This is a genomic window from Bradyrhizobium lablabi, assembly GCF_001440475.1.
GTDB lineage: Bacteria > Pseudomonadota > Alphaproteobacteria > Rhizobiales > Xanthobacteraceae > Bradyrhizobium > Bradyrhizobium lablabi.
Window position 1 is genome coordinate 1 of the sequence record NZ_LLYB01000033.1, and the last position, 15,093, is coordinate 15,093.

The 15,093-nt window shown below is 65.9% G+C and carries 13 protein-coding genes and 1 pseudogene; all 14 read right to left on the reverse strand.

The window, feature by feature from the left end; translation table 11 throughout:
• Positions 1-458, reverse strand: a pseudogene (locus tag CQ14_RS01190) (hypothetical protein); the annotation flags it as partial.
• The gene (locus tag CQ14_RS01195) at positions 455-1,336 is read right to left on the reverse strand and encodes an AAA family ATPase (RefSeq protein WP_057856127.1); all 882 of its coding nucleotides are present in this window, start codon (positions 1,334-1,336) and stop codon (positions 455-457) included. The gene CQ14_RS01195 and the pseudogene CQ14_RS01190, both read right to left, overlap by 4 nt.
• Positions 1,337-1,344: 8 nt before the next feature.
• Positions 1,345-2,367, reverse strand: coding sequence for a xanthine dehydrogenase family protein molybdopterin-binding subunit (locus tag CQ14_RS01200; RefSeq protein ID WP_057856128.1), 1,023 nt, complete (start codon positions 2,365-2,367; stop codon positions 1,345-1,347).
• A 2-nt stretch (positions 2,368-2,369) separates the two neighbouring features.
• Positions 2,370-3,962 (reverse strand): xanthine dehydrogenase family protein molybdopterin-binding subunit, encoded by a 1,593-nt coding sequence (locus tag CQ14_RS01205; RefSeq protein WP_057856129.1) that lies wholly within the window; start codon positions 3,960-3,962, stop codon positions 2,370-2,372.
• Positions 3,963-3,973: 11 nt separating this feature from the next.
• On the reverse strand, positions 3,974-4,453 hold the full coding sequence (locus CQ14_RS01210; RefSeq protein ID WP_057856130.1) for a (2Fe-2S)-binding protein: 480 nt from the start codon (positions 4,451-4,453) through the stop codon (positions 3,974-3,976).
• A 6-nt stretch (positions 4,454-4,459) separates the two neighbouring features.
• Positions 4,460-5,278 (reverse strand): FAD binding domain-containing protein, encoded by an 819-nt coding sequence (locus tag CQ14_RS01215; protein ID WP_057856131.1) that lies wholly within the window; start codon positions 5,276-5,278, stop codon positions 4,460-4,462.
• A gap of 16 nt (positions 5,279-5,294) precedes the next feature.
• Positions 5,295-5,738 (reverse strand): SRPBCC family protein, encoded by a 444-nt coding sequence (locus CQ14_RS01220; protein ID WP_057856132.1) that lies wholly within the window; start codon positions 5,736-5,738, stop codon positions 5,295-5,297.
• 1 nt (position 5,739) lies between these two features.
• The gene (locus tag CQ14_RS01225) at positions 5,740-6,177 is read right to left on the reverse strand and encodes an SRPBCC family protein (RefSeq protein ID WP_057856133.1); all 438 of its coding nucleotides are present in this window, start codon (positions 6,175-6,177) and stop codon (positions 5,740-5,742) included.
• A 9-nt stretch (positions 6,178-6,186) separates the two neighbouring features.
• Complete coding sequence (locus CQ14_RS01230; protein WP_057856134.1) at positions 6,187-9,081, reverse strand: flotillin family protein; 2,895 nt, start codon at positions 9,079-9,081, stop codon at positions 6,187-6,189.
• A gap of 24 nt (positions 9,082-9,105) precedes the next feature.
• Positions 9,106-9,939 (reverse strand): phosphoenolpyruvate hydrolase family protein, encoded by an 834-nt coding sequence (locus CQ14_RS01235; RefSeq protein ID WP_057856135.1) that lies wholly within the window; start codon positions 9,937-9,939, stop codon positions 9,106-9,108.
• 2 nt (positions 9,940-9,941) lie between these two features.
• A complete protein-coding gene (locus CQ14_RS01240) occupies positions 9,942-12,179 on the reverse strand; it encodes an ABC transporter permease (RefSeq protein ID WP_057856136.1) in 2,238 nt (745 codons plus the stop codon).
• Positions 12,172-12,954, reverse strand: coding sequence for an ABC transporter ATP-binding protein (locus tag CQ14_RS01245; RefSeq protein WP_057856137.1), 783 nt, complete (start codon positions 12,952-12,954; stop codon positions 12,172-12,174). Before CQ14_RS01245 ends, CQ14_RS01240 begins: the two co-directional genes overlap by 8 nt.
• A complete protein-coding gene (locus CQ14_RS01250; RefSeq protein WP_057856138.1) occupies positions 12,947-14,029 on the reverse strand; it encodes a branched-chain amino acid ABC transporter permease in 1,083 nt (360 codons plus the stop codon). The genes CQ14_RS01245 and CQ14_RS01250 overlap by 8 nt, the downstream gene beginning before the upstream one ends.
• Before the next feature lies 1 nt (position 14,030).
• Positions 14,031-15,041, reverse strand: a complete 1,011-nt coding sequence (locus CQ14_RS01255; protein ID WP_057856139.1) for a branched-chain amino acid ABC transporter permease — start codon at positions 15,039-15,041, stop codon at positions 14,031-14,033.
• Positions 15,042-15,093: the final 52 nt, after the last annotated feature.

The following is a 15,093-nucleotide window of genomic DNA, read 5'->3' on the forward strand; positions in this document are numbered from 1 at the left end:
CGTCGCGGCAGGCGGGCGGGGGCTTCGCGTGAAAGTTTTCGTAAGGCATCGCCAGTCGTTCCTGGCGCGAAGCGTCGTTCGACCAGCGCTTCGGCATGGGCCGCAAGAAGTCCGGATTCGTTGGTTTCATCGGCCAGCAATGTCTCGTCTTCGCCGCGGCCTTCCTCCTGCAGGCGAACGACTTCTTCATCTTCCGCGCCCGCATGATCGACTGCTTCGCTGCCGAGGAAATGCAGGTCGAACAGGCGATCGTAGGTGGCACGCCGCTCGGGCGGCGGGGCGAGCGTCGCCAGCCCCGCTTGGCGGATCGCTTCCATGCTGCGTGGCCCCAACAGTTCGATCGCTGCCAGGAACGCCGTGGTCTGTTCCGGCGCCACCGCAAAGCCGTTGACGCGCAGCAGCGCGACAAAGGATACGAAGACGCCGGCGGCGCGCGGTAATCGAAGTTCGTCACTCACGCGGCAGCCTCCGCAATCAGGGCATCGAGCCGGCCGGAGATGAAGGTGAGATCCTCCTCGTCCTTCAACGCGACGCCGATCGAACGCTTGAAGGCATCCGGCCAGCGCGCGCCGCGCGCGTGCAGGAGCGTGGCCGCTTCGGCCCAGTCCACGGCTTCCGCAATGCCGGGCGCCTTGCTCAGTGGCTCGCGCCGGAGCTTGCCAACGGCGACGACGACGGCGCGCGCGGTTGCTTCGGCAACACTCGATGCCCGCATCATCACGATGCGCGCTTCGCGCTCGGCGGTGGGATAATCGATCCAGTGATAGACGCAGCGGCGGCGCAGCGCCTCGTGCAGGTCGCGGGTGCGGTTCGAGGTCAGCACGACGACAGGCCGTTCGGCGGCGCGCACCGTGCCGCGTTCGGGAATCGAAATCTGGAAATCGGAGAGGAATTCGAGCAGGAACGCCTCGAACTCCTGGTCGGCGCGGTCGATTTCATCGATCAGCAGCACGGTGGAGTCGGGCGCGCGCAAGGCGGCGAGCATCGGCCGTTCGATCAGGAACGTCTCGCCGTAGATATCGATGCTCTCCTCGCCGGCCTGGCGGATCGCAAGCATCTGTCGCGGATAGTTCCACTCGTAGAGCGCGGCGGATGCGTCGATGCCCTCATAGCATTGCAGGCGGATGAGGCGGCGGCCGAGCACGGCGGCGATGGCCTTGGCGGCCTCGGTCTTGCCGACACCGGGCGCGCCTTCCAAAAGCAGCGGCTTGCCGAGTGCCAGCCCAAGATAGGCCGCCGTTGCGAGGCCGTCGTCAGCAAGGTAATACGCCGTGCGCAAGGCACGTTCGAGCGCCTCGGGGCTGTCGATGCCAACAATGTTGCCGCGAACCGTCATGCAAAACCTCAGCGCCTCGCTTGCGGTCGCGCGCCGCCCTGCGCCTTGATCGCCCGCAGGACTTTTTCCGGCGTGATCGGCAATTCATCCATCCGCACGCCGACGGCATTGAAGATCGCGTTGGCGACCGCGGGCAGCACGGGGTTGGCGCACATCTCGCCGGGGCCCTTGGCGCCGAACGGCCCGTCGGCGGCGGGGCGTTCCAGCACCGCGATATCGTGCGGGCAGATGTCGCCGGGGCCGGGCATCAGGTATTCGACGAAGTCGCGCGGGCCGTGCGCCGGATCGGGATAATAAGGTTCGGGCGTTTCAAACAGGGCGTGGCTGACGCCCATCCACGCGCCGCCGACGAGTTGTTGCTCTACCAGGCGTGGATTCAGTGCACGGCCGAGTTCATATGCGCTGTCCATGCGCACCATCGCGACCTCGCCGGTCTCGTCGTCGACCTCGACTTCGGCGACCAGGCAGGCGTGCGCGTAGCACGTGGCGGGCGACATCTCGCCGGTCTCGGGGTTCACTTCCGACAGCGGCACCAGAAAGATGCCGCGTCCCGAGATCGTCCTGCCTTGCTTGAACTGCGCCGCGATGGCGACGTCCTTGGTGGAGATCGAGCGGTGCGGCGCGCCCTTGACGTGGATGTTGCCGCGCCCGTCGGTGTCGAGGTCGGCGGCGTTGACCTCCAGCTCCTCAGCGGCGGCCTCCATCATGACGCCGCGGGCCTCTTTTGCTGCCGCCATCACCGCGTTGCCGACGCGATGGGTGCCGCGCGAGGCGAACGAGCCCATGCAATGCGGGCCGGTGTCGGAATCGGCGGTATCGACATAGACATCCTCGACCGGTACGCCGAGCGTCTCGGCGCAGATCTGCCGTGTCACCGATTTCATGCCCTGGCCGAGATCGATCGACGACAGCGACACCGTGAACTTGCCGCTGGGGTTGGAGTGAACCAGCGCCTGGCTGGGGTCGCCGCCGAGGTTCATGCCGATGGGATAGTTGATCGAGGCGATGCCGCGTCCGCGATGCTTTGCCATGGTCAGCGCCTCCTAGTGCCGAAGACGGAGGAGAAGCGGGTGGCGCCATGCGAGGGTGACGAAGCCGGGGGCCTTGGCGGCGGGGCAGGCGGTGTCGGCGCAGATGGCGGTGGCTGGACGGCCGCCGCCGCAGGCGCGCGGTCATAGGTGGTGCGCTGCTGCGAAACCGCGGCACGTTGCAGGGCAGGCTCGAGCGGCGTCGGCGAAATCGCCGCGCGGCTGCCGCCGCCGTCCTTGCGCGACGACATCCGCTTCACCTCTTCGCGCAGCGGCCATTTTGCCTTCTCGGCCGCGACCTGCACGCATTCGATCAGGGCGGTGTTCTTGGCCTCGCGCCGGTGCGCCTTCATGTCGCCGTCGCGATAGGCGTTGAGGATGCGGAATTCCATCGGATCCATGCCGACGAGATGAGCGAGCTTGTCCATCTGGCATTCGAGCGCAAAGTCCATCGCGGTGACGCCGAAGCCGCGCATCGCAGTCGCAGGCGTGCGGTTGGTGAACACGCAATAGACGTCGCCATGGACGTTCGGAATCGTATAGGGCCCGGGCAGGTGAGCCACGCATTTGACGACGGCGTAACTTGAGAGCCTTGTATAGGCGCCGCTGTCGAAATAGGCGCGGATCTTGCGGGCGACGATGCGGCCGTCGCGCATCACGCCGTCTTTGATGTAGATGCGCTCGGCGCCGCGCGGCGAGCCGAACTGCATCTCCTCTTCACGGCCGAGCTGATAGCGCACCGGACGTCCGGTCAGCATCGCACCGAGGATGGCGAGCGGCTCGGTTAGCGTATCCACTTTGCCGCCGAAACCGCCGCCCACGGTTCCACCGATGAAATGGAAGGTGTTGGAGGGGACGTCGAGGATTTTTGCGCAGGTATCAAGCGAGAAGAATAGCGCCTGCGTCGAGGTGTAGACGACATAGCGGCCATTGGTGTCGGGCGCTGCGATCGAACCATTGGTTTCGGTCGGCGCGTGCTCGATCGGCGACATCTGGTAGCGCTGTTCGAGGACATGATCGGCCTCGGCAAAGCCGCGCTCGACATCGCCGAAGCGCAGTTTCTGATGATCGTAGACGTCGTGATAGACGAAGGTGTTCTTGGGGTAGACGTCGTTGACGACGGGCGCGCCGGGCTTAAGAGCTTCCTCGACGTCGAACACCGCGGGAAGCGGCTCGTAATCGACACGCACTTTCGCGATCGCCTCATAGGCTTCACGCGGGCTGTCGGCGACGATGGCGACGATCGGCTCGCCCTTGTAGCGCACCTTGTCGACCGCCAAGGAAGGTTCGTCGTCCTTGCCGAAATTGATCAGGCTAAGGAGCGTGTTGAGATTGACCGGCACGTCGGCGCCACGAATGATGCGCCGGACGCCGGGCGAGCGCTCCGCTTCCATCGTATCGACTCGGCGCAGGCGGGCGTGGGCGTGCGGGCTGCGCAGGACCTTGAGATGCAGCATGCCCTGCAGCTTGTGGTCGTCGAAATAGGTCGAGGTGCCCGTGACATGGCCGAGCATGTCCTGCCGCTGCGTGCCCTTGCCAATCTCTTTCAGATTGTCGTCGCGCTCGTCGGCGAAGATGTCCTTGCGCAGTTCCAGCATAGTCGTTTCCTTCAGGCGCGAGCCCGTCCGCCAGAGGCAGCGGCGAGGACGGCATTGATGATCGGCTCGTAGCCGGTGCAGCGGCAGATATTGCCTGATATCGTTTCGATGACCTCGGCGCGGGTCGGCGAAGGATTGCGATCGAGCAGCGCCTTCGCCGCCATCAGCATGCCCGGGGTGCAGTAGCCGCACTGGGCTGCGAATTGCTCCATGAAGGCGCGCTGCAGCGGATGCAGGTTGGGGCCGTCCTTCAACCCGTCGAGCGTTTCGACGGCGCGCCCGTTGACGGTCTCCGCCAGCGTGAGACAAGAAAGATGCAGTTCGCCGTCGATCAGCACGCTGCAGGCGCCGCAGCCGCCCTGGCCGCAGCCGAATTTCGGCGTCATGTCGCCGATCAATTCGCGGAGCGCGACCAGCAGATTGACGCCGCCGTCGACGAACACGGCGACGTCGCGGCCATTGTGACGAAACTGGAGCGGAGTTTTTGTCATGAACGCTTACTCCAGGCCGGACAAGAGACGGCGAAGATGGACGCCAACGATCTCGCGGCGATACCAGGCGCTGCCGAGCGCGTTGTCGGCCGGCGATACGCCCTCCGCTGCCGCCGCGGCAGCCGCGCTGATCGCGGAATCGTCGAGCGGACGTCCTTCGAGCGCTCGCTCGGCGGCCCGGGCGCGAATTTGCGTCGCGGCCATCGAGCCCAGCGCGATGCGCGCGCCCGAGACACGGCCGCCGCTGACCGGCAGATGTGCGGCCAGCGTGATCACCGAGCCGCCCTTCGGCTTGATGCGGGCGATCTTGCGATAGCGGAAGGCGTCGGCGCCCGCGGGGCGCTGACAGGAGACCGCCAGCACCAGCGCGCCGCTCTGGCGTTCGCGGGACTGCAGGAATTCCTCGATGGGCATATCGCGGGCGCCGAGGCCGCCCTGCACGGAAACGGTGGCGTCGAGCGCGAGCAGGGCGACGGTGAAATCGCCATAGGGGTTTGGTGCGAACAGATTGCCGCCCACCGTGCCCATGTTGCGCACAGCCGGCCCGCCGATCGAGCGCGCGGGCGCGTGCAGAAAGGTCAGCTCGCGCTCGGCCAGAATTTTTGCGAAGGTAACTCCGGCCCCGATCGTAACGCGCGAACTTGCGACGTCGATGCGCATCAGCGCGCGGTCGGTCGCGCGCACCACCGTCGAGATCGAAACATCGCCCTCGTTGAGGGCGCGCATGACAAGCGTGCCGCCGCCGAGATAGCGCGCGCTGCGGTCGGACGACAAAGCGGAAGCCGCCTCGCTAAAACTCGCAAATGTCCTCACCGTGACGGGCATGGCGTTGCCTCCGCGTTCATGTGGCCTCCTTCAGGTGCCGGCGAATGGCGTCGAAGCCGGCTTGATAGATCTCTTCCGCGACCATCTGGGTCAGCCGCTCGGCATCCGCGGGCCGCGTGGTGAACCGGGATTCCCAGTGCCAGAAGGTGCGGTCGCCGTCGGTGACCGGCAGCAGGCGGACATGGGCGACATAGTTGAACATCGGGATCGGCGTATCGAGCAGGCAATAGCTGAAGGTCTGTTCGAGGTCCGACAGCGCCAGCAATTGCTCGCGCAACTCCGAGCCGTCCTGCAGCTTGAAGCGCCTGATACAGCCGATCTTGTCGGAGGCCTGCGCGCGCTCGATCGTGCTGGTTGCTACCGCCGGGTGCCAGCGGTCGTGGCCGTTGAAATCGCGCAGCACGTTCCAGACCGCGCCGGTCGGCGCGTCGAGGATCGTGCTTTTGACGATATGCGGCACGCTAGCCTCCGAAAGCGCGCTTGAGCGCGTCGAAGCCGCCCTGGAACACGCCGGCGCCGATGTTGTTAACGAGTTCGTTCTCGCGCTCGGGCGCGCAGTCGAACTCGGCGGTCCATTCCAGAAAAGTCTGGTCGCCGTCGGTCACCGGCGTCAGCCGCAAGGTAGCAACGTAGTTCTCCACTCCCATCGGCGACTCCAGGATGGAGTAGGTGCAGAACATGTCGTAGTCGGAGAGCCCGAGCAGCTTTTCGCGGATGCGATCGCCATTGCGCAGGCGGAAATCACGCACGCAGCCGATCTTGTCCGAGGGCTCGCCGCCCTCGATGCGGCTCTCCGCGATGGCGGGATGCCAGTTGGGCATGCCGTTGAAGTCGCGCACCCGCGCCCAGACGCGGTCATTGCGGGCGTTGACGACGGTAGAGACGTAGACCCGGGCCATGGCTTGCTCTTATCCCTTCTTGCGCGGACCGCGCTCGGCAGGGGGCTCGCCGGGCGCGTCACCGGAAGGCGCTGCGTCGGATTTCCCCTTGCGGGATGTCGAATCCTTGATGCCCTGCATGTCGCGGGCCTCGCGAATGAGGCCGGGCATCTTGGCAAGGCTTCCGCCCTCGACGCCGATATCGGAAAGGATCGAGTCGATCAGTGGCGCCTGGACGCGATAACGCAGCGCCGAATCGATCACCTCGTCGGTGGCGCTGCGGCCACCGCCACCGCCGCCGATGCCATTGCCGTTGAGGCCGTCGACACTGAGAATGCGGATGCCTTCGATCTTCTCCATCGGCTTGACGCTCTCGCGCACGATGCCCTCGATGCGGTCGAGCAGCTTGCGGCGGAACAGCGAGTAGCGCGCCTGGTCGGTGAGCACGTTCTCGGCTTCGTTGAGCAGCCGCTGTGCTTCGGCCTCGACCGCGGCGCGCACGCGCTCGGCCTCGGCCGCGATCCTGGTTTCTTCCGCCTGCTTCTCGGCGAGCAGCACTTCCACGGTCTTGCGCCGCTTGGCGATCTCGCTTTCGCGGGCGGTGACCACGCGCTCGGCCGCTTCCGTCGCGTGCACGCGGGCATCCTCGGCCGCGACTTTGGCAGCGGATTCCTCCAGCGATTTCTGATAGAGGGCGATCGCCTTTTCCATCAGCGCTGTCTCGACGTCCTTTTCTCGACCAACCTCTAACTTCCGCAGGTCGCGCTCGCGGCCTATCCGCGCTTCGTCGAGGCCTCGGTCGGAGGCGATGCGAGCCCGCTCGACTTCCTCGCGGGAGGCGATCTCGGCTTCCTGCAGCGCCTGGACGCGGGCGACTTCGAGTTGCTCGATCGCGCGGCGACGCGCCAGCCGCGCGGCTTCTAGCGCCTGTTCGCGCGTGACGTCGGTGGTCTCGACTTCCTTGCGCGCGTTGATCTCGGCCTGCTTGACCTGCCGGTCGGCATCGATCCGTTCGGAGCGTTTGGCGGCGAGCGCAATTACGCGCTCCTCGTCCGCGATCTCGACCGCTTTCTTCTGGTCGATGTTGAGCACCTCGCGGGTCTTCGATGAGGCGATGCGTTCGGCCTCCAGCGCCAGTTCGACCTCGACGCGCCGGCGTTCGATCGCGTCGCGCCGCTTGAGTTCGGCGGTCTCGATGGCCTCGGTGCGGTCGATTTCGAGCCCCCGCGTTTCCTTCTCGGCCCGGATGCGCTGAGCGGCCACCGTCTTTTCCTGGGAAATGCGGGCGGCCTCGATCGCCTCGCGCGAGGCGATGTCGGCTTCCTCGATGGCGCGGTTGCGCGCGATTTCGAGCGAGCGAACGCGCTCTTCCTGGGCGATGCGAGAGGCTTCGGTGGTCTCTCGCGCCGTGATCCCGGCGACTTCCAGCGCCTGATTGCGTTCGATCTCCAGCTTGCGCGTGGTGTGCTCGGCGGCGATCCGCTCGGCTGCCAGCGTCCGTTCGCGGGCGATCCGTGCGGCTTCGACGGCCTTCTGCGCCTCGATCTCCGCCTCCTGGATGGTGCGAACCTGCGCGATCTCCAGCGACCTTGTGCGCTCGTCGGAAGCGATGCGTTCGACATTGACGATCGTGGTCTGGGCGATACGGGCCTTTTCGGTTGCCTCGCGCGCAGCGATTTCAGCTTCCTCGACCGCACGGGTGCGCTCGATTTCGCGCCTGCGGGTTTCCTCCTCATTGGCGATCCGCGCGTCGGTGATGGCGCGATCCTGCTGGATGCGCGCCTTCTCGACCGCTTCGCGGGCCATGATCTCGGCTTCCTCGACCGATCGCGTGCGTTCGATGTCACGCTGGCGGACTTCGCGCTCGGAGGCGATGCGGGCGGTATCGACCGCGCGCTGATTGGCGATTTTTGCTTTCTCGATCTCCTCGCGCGCCAGCAGTTCCTTTTCCTCTACCGCGCGCGTCCTCTCGATCTCGCGGTGACGGGTCTCGCGTTCGGAAGCGATGCGGGCTTCGGCGATGGCAAGCTCATTGGCGATGCGGGCCTTCTCGATGGCCTCGCGGGCGGAAATCTGCGCCTGTTCGGCCTCGGTCTCGCGCAACGCGCGTTCGCGCGCCACTTCCGTGCGCTGCAGCGCCCGGCGCATCTCGATATCGCGTTCCTGTTCGAGGCGGGCGGTCTCGCTCTCGCGCTCGATTTCAAGTGCCTGGCGCTCGGCTTCGAGATTGCGGGAGCGGATCTTGATCATCGAATCCTGCTCGATGTCATTGCGCAGCTTGCGCCTGGCTTCGATGTCCTCCATCAGGCGGGTCAGACCCTCGGCGTCGAACCGGTTCGACGGGTTGAAATATTCCAGATCGGTTTGGTCGAGATCGGTTATGGCGACCGATTCAAGCTCGAGTCCGTTCTGGGCCAGCGCTTCGGCGGCGGCGGCCTTGACGCGGGCAACGTATTCGCCGCGCTGCTCATGCATCTGTTCCATGGTCATCTCCGCGGCGACCGAGCGGATCGCGGAGACGAACTTACCGGAGAGCAAAGCGTGCAACTGCTCGGGTTCGAGGGTGCGCCGTCCGAGCGTTGCGGCGGCAATCGCGACCGCCTCGCGGGTAGGCTGCACGCGGACGTAAAAGTCCGCCTCGATGTCGATCCGCATGCGGTCGCGGGTAATGACCGCGTCATGCTTGGCGCGCACGATGCCCATCGGCAGCACGTTCATGTTGACCGGCGTGTAGTCGTGAATGAACGGCAGCACGAAGGCGCCGCCGTTGATCACGACGCGTTCGCCCAACAGACCAGTGCGGACGAAGGACACTTCCTTCGACGAGCGGTGGTAGAGCCAGTTCACGATATAGACGATGATGGCGATCACGACGATCGCAACGATCAGCCAGAGGATCAACTCGCCAACCAGAGTCCCCGACATCTTCTCCTCCCTTTGCCCTCGGCGTTACCGCGCGCCGATCGCCTTGAATTTACGAACCTGTTCCGTGAGCGCGCGCTCCACCGGCAGGCGCTCCATCGAGGAAGCGCCGTAGAAGCCGTGGCACTTGCGCGTATGTTTCATGATGAAGTCGGCATCATCTGGCTCGGCGATGGGCCCGCCATGAGCCAGCACCAGTATGTCCGGATTGACGCTGAGCGCCGCCGCCGCCCAGGTGTCGATCTGCTCCGGGCAGTCTTCGAGCTTGGGCGCGGTGTGCGCGCCGATCGCGCCGCCGGTGGTCAGGCCGAGGTGGCAGACGATGATGTCGGCGCCCGCGATCGCCATCGCGGCGGCCTGGCTTTCGCTGAATACGTAGGGCGTCGTCAGCATGTCCTTGTCACGTGCCTTGGCGATCATGTCGATCTCCAGCGCGTAGGACATTCCAGTTTCCTCAAGGTTCGCGCGGAAGACGCCATCGATCAGCCCGACGGTCGGAAAATTCTGCACGCCGGCAAAGCCCAGCGCCTTGAGCTGATCGAGGAAGGCGTCCATGTCGCGGAATGGATCGGTGCCGTTGACACCGGCCAGCACCGGCGTCTTGGTGACGACCGGGAGCACCTCGCCGGCCATCTCCACCACGATCGCATTGGCGTCGCCGTAAGGCATCAGGCCTGCGAGAGAACCGCGGCCGGCCATGCGGTAGCGGCCGGAATTGTAGATGACGATCAGGTCGACGCCGCCGGCCTCCTCGCATTTGGCCGATAGCCCGGTGCCGGCGCCGCCGCCGACGATCGGCTCGCCCCTGGCGGCCATGTTGCGGAACTTCTTCAGGATCGCTGAACGTTCGAACTTCGCCATGGTCACCTCGCGACTTTCCGACGTGTCCCCGGGCGTCCGATCAGAGGACGGAGCGCGCCAGCGATGGCGGATGCAAATTCGGGCTCGTTGATGTGGCGCTTGATGCGGATGAGTTGGCGATTGCCGGTCTGGCGCACGCTGCGTTCCAGCGCGGTGAACAGCGCGGCGTCGGCTTCCGGATCCCAGAACGGCTGTCCCGGTGCATCGAGTGCGGAGACGCCGCCTTCGGGGAGGAAGAATCGCACCGGCCCGTCCATCCGGTTGAGCCTGTCGCCGATCCAGCGCCCGATCCGGTCGTTCTCCTCCGGCGTGGTGCGCATCAAGGTCACCTGCGGATTGTGAACGTGGAATTTGCGCGCGCGGTAGCGTTCGGGAATCGTATCGGGCGCACCGAAATTGACCATGTCGAGCGCGCCGACCGAGCCGATGAAGGGGAGGCGGCTGCGAATGATCGCGCCAAAGCGATCGTCGGTCGCCGGGAATACGCCACCCATCAGGAGATCGCAGACCTCAGTCGTCGTGAGGTCGATCACCGCTGCGAGCATTCCGGAATCGACCAGCTTCTCCATCGAGCGGCCACCGACGCCGGTGGCGTGGAAGACCAGGCACTCGAAATCGTTGCGAAGATCGGCCGCGATCTTCTGCACGGCCGGCGTCGTCACGCCGAACATGGTGATGCCAACCGCCGGCAGATCGGCCTGCCCCCTGCGCTCGTTCGCGGCTTGATTGTCGAGCCGCGCCTTCACCATGCCGGCAATGGCGTTGGCGCCGTTGGCGAGCACGGCGCGCGAGATCGAATTGAGGCCCTGCACGTCGGTGACCGAATACATCATTGTGATATCGGCAGGGCCCACATAGGGGCCGACATCTCCCGATGCGACCGACGAGATGATGAGCTTTGGCACGCCGACGGGAAGGGCTCGCATGCCGGGCGCGACCAGCGATGCGCCGCCGGAGCCGCCGGCCGAAATGATGCCCGCGATATTGCCCTGGCGGCGCAGCCAGTTGGCGAAGGCGTCCGCCATCGCGGAGACCGACGCGCCGCGATCGGCGCCGAACACGCCCGACCCGCCGCGCCCATGATTGAGCGCGATTTCCTGGGCGGAGACGTCGCAGGTGGAAAGCTTGCCGCTGGTGGAGACGTCGATCAGCCGCGTCCGCAAACCCTGTCCGGCAATCACGTCGCGGATGAAACGCAACTCCTCGCCCTTGGTGTCGAGCGTTCCGACCACGAGAACGACGGGAGGGCCGGACGCGCTTTGGACGATGACGCCGGCCTGGCGCCTTTGCCGGGTGGCGTCTTCGATCCGCGTAACGCCCGCTGAAAGCGTGCGCGCTGCGGCCTCGATGCGCGCAATGGGGGCCGGCTGCGACCAGCGTGTCGGCAGCGTGGGATTGGAGATATAGATCCGGACTGGCGCCGTGCCTGGCGCGCGCGGCGGCACGGGACGCGCCTTGGCCTCGGCGCTGGCATCGGCGGCGTCGATTTCCGGGTCCGGCCCGGCATGGACGCCAACGACGCCGACGCCAAGCAGGCGTTGCTGCAGCTCGCGGTCGGCGGCCAGGCGCGCGGAGTCGATGATGCGGTTGACGCGGCCATTGACCATGATCGCCACATTTTTCGAGATCGCGGTGGCGACGCCGATATTCTGCTCGATCACCAGCACCGACATGTCGCCGTCCTCGCCGAGCCGCACCAGCATGTCCTCGACCTGGGCGACGATGACGGGCGCAAGCCCTTCGGTCGGCTCGTCCATGATCAGAAGCTGTGGATTGGTCAGGAGCGCGCGCGAGATCGCCAGCATCTGCTGCTCGCCGCCGGAGAGCTGGCCGCCGCCATGGTCCTTGCGCTCGGCCAGACGTGGAAATGTCTCGTAGATGCGGTCGATGGTCCAGGCGCCGCGCCGCATCCCGGCAGCTAACCGCAGATGCTCGTCGACGCTGAGCGACCGCCACAGCCGGCGTCCTTGCGGAACATAGCCGACACCGATCTGCGCAATCCGCGCCGGACTGAGACGGGTGATATCCTCGCCGCGCACGCGGACCGAACCGCCGCTCGCCCGCAGCAGGCCCATGATGGTCTTGCACAGCGTGGTCTTGCCCATGCCGTTGCGGCCGACCACCGAAAACACGCCGGAATCCAGCGTCAGGTCAACACCCTGCAGCGCATGCGAATGGCCGTAATAGACGTCGAGGCCGCGGACTTCGAGGGCGGGCGTGGAGCGGCGGACCTCACTCATGGCCGGCCCCCAGATAGAGTTCCTGAACCTCGGGGTCGGCTTCGATCTCGTGAGGCAGTCCCTCTTTGAAAACACGGCCGTTGTGCATCATCGTGACGCTTTCGACGACGCGCAGCGCGACGTCCATGTCGTGCTCGATGATGATGTAGCCGATATGGGCGGGCAGCGACGTCAGGATCTCGATCAGCTCGCGCCGTTCGGTGGGGGATAGTCCGGCGGCCGGCTCGTCGAACAGGATGAAGCGCGGGGCGCCGGCAAGCGCGAGCGCGATCTCGAGCTGCCGCTGCTGGCCATGTGCGAGCTCCGCGACCCGCTGCTCCCTGACCGATGTCAGATGCACGGCCTGGATCAGCGCTTCGGTCGCATGCATGAGCGCGTCGTTTGTGCCGGGGCGCAGCACCGAAAATCGCCCGCGGGAAACGCCGCGGCAGGCAAGATAGACATTGTCCCGCACCGAGAGACCGGGGAATAGCGCCGAGATCTGGTAGGTGCGGCGCAAGCCGCGCCTGATCCGCTCATAAGGCGGGAAGTGGGTGATGTCCTCGCCGAAGAAGCGGATGGTGCCGGAGGACGGCGGAAAATCGCCGGTGACGCAATTGAACAGCGTGGTCTTGCCGGCGCCGTTGGAGCCGAGCACGGCGCGGCGCTCGCCCGGGCGAACCGTGATGGTGACGTCGGTGAGCGCCGCGAGCGCCCCGAACAGCCGCGTCACGCCGCGCAGTTCCAGCGCCGCGCCGGCCGCAACCGATGAAAAACGTGGCGCAGCGTTATCCATGCGGCTTCCCTCCGCTTGGACGCGCGCCGGTGGCCGCAGCGCGGCGGCGCCAGCGCTCCCACAGTCCGATCACGCCGTCCGACGACCAGAACACGATCGCGAGGAAGCCGAGACCGATCAGCAGCCGGAAGCGATTGCCGTCGAGCCCGAACTTGACCAGCAGATCGAGCGCGAAGGTGCGCAGGATGACGAAGATGAAGGCGCCGATGTAGGGGCCGACGGGACGGCTGATGCCGCCGACAACGGCGATAATCAGGATGTCGATGCAGGCGCCGACGCTCACCGAGCCGGGCGAGATCTGCCGGTAGTTCCAGACCTGCAGGACGCCGCCGAGCGCGGCGATGAAGGCCGCGAAGGCGTAGGCCGCGACGCGGTGCGCGTTGACATTGAAGCCGAGCGCCGCCATGCGGCGGGGATTGTCGCGCACGCCCTGCAGCGCGAGGCCGAACGGGGCGCGCGAGACATATTGAACCGCGAAATAGCAGAGTGCCGCGACACCCAGCGTGACGTAATAAAAGGGGATGTCGGAGCGCCAGTCGACGCCCCAGAATTTCGGCGTCGCGACCGTGTTGATGCCGGTATGTCCGCCGAAGATCGCCCAGTTCTGGTTGGTGAAGTAGTAAAAGGCCGCGCCGATCGCGAGCGTGATCATGATGGTGTAGATGCCCTCGGTGCGCACCGCGAGCGCACCGCCGAGCGTGCCGAAGGCGGTCGCGAGCAGCAGCGCCATCGGCGTTGCGAGCCACCACGGCCAGCCGAGGCTGATATTGGTGTTGGCGCTCATGCCGAACACGGCGACCATATAGGCAGCAAAGCCGGCGACCGTGAGCTGCATCAGGCTGACCATGCCGCCATAGCCGGCCAGGAACATCAGGCTGAGGGCGATGGTGCCGAGGATCAGCGTCGTGGCAAAGATCTCGATCAGGAAGAAGCCGTTGGCGATGAACGGCATGATCAGGAGGATCACGGCGACCAGCCAGACCGCCGGCTTGTTGAATTCCGGCCACGCCAGCAGTATCGCGCGCGCCTTTGCCGGCTGACTGGTCTGAGGATGGGTGCTCTGGACCAACGACATGTCATCGCCTCGCCAACAGGCCCTGCGGCCGCAGCGCCAGCACCAGCACCATGATGAGGAAGGTCACCACGATCGCGTAGGTCGGGATGTAGACCGAGCCGAGCTGCTCGGCGAGACCGATGATGACGGCGCCGAGCGCCGCACCCGGGATCGATCCCATGCCGCCGACGATGACGACGACGAGGGAAGCCAGCAGAAAGCGGGTGTCCTCGCCGGGCGAGATCGACTGAAAGGTTCCGCCGACGACCCCCGCGATACCGGCAAGCCCGGCGCCGAGGGCGAACACGGCCACGAAAACGAGCTGAATGGGTACGCCGGTGGCGGCGAGCATGTCGCGATCATCGACGCCGGCGCGCACCATCATCCCGATGCGGGTCCGGTTGAGCGCCAGCCACATCGCGATGCCGATTATGACGGCGGCTGCGAAGATCACGAGCCGCACCAGCGGATAACGCAGATAGACGGCCTCGCCGGAGGATCTGACCGCGGTGGCCAGCGGCAATTCGATCGGGCCGACCAGCCAGCTCGGGGTCTGGATCTGGTAGAAGTCGCCGCCGAACGCCCACAGCATCAGATCCGCAAACACGATCGAGAGCCCGATCGTGACCATGGTCTGGCGCAGATCCTGTCCCTCCATGCGGCGGAAGACCACGATTTGCAGCACGACGCCGACCAGGGCGACACCGATAAACGCGACGATGAAGCCGAGGATCCAGGAGCCGGTCCAAACGCTGATGGCGTAGCCGATATAGCCGCCGAACAGATAGAGCGAGCCGTGCGCGAGATTGACGTTGCGCATCAGCCCGAAGATCAACGTGAATCCGCTCGCCACCAGGAAGTAGAGGCCGCCGAGCGTGATGCCGTTGAAGACGGCGTTGAGAAAGACCCGCTTCCTGCCGAACGCCTCTTCGAGGCCGGGCGGCCAGACGGCAAGGATCAGCCACAGCAACACCGCGACCGCGATCAGAAGGATCAGCGCCCATGCCGGATGGCGTTCGATGAATCTTGTCACGGTAGCAGCGCGGCCGTCACCATGCCGTCCTCCCAGACGCCGCGGCCGTTTC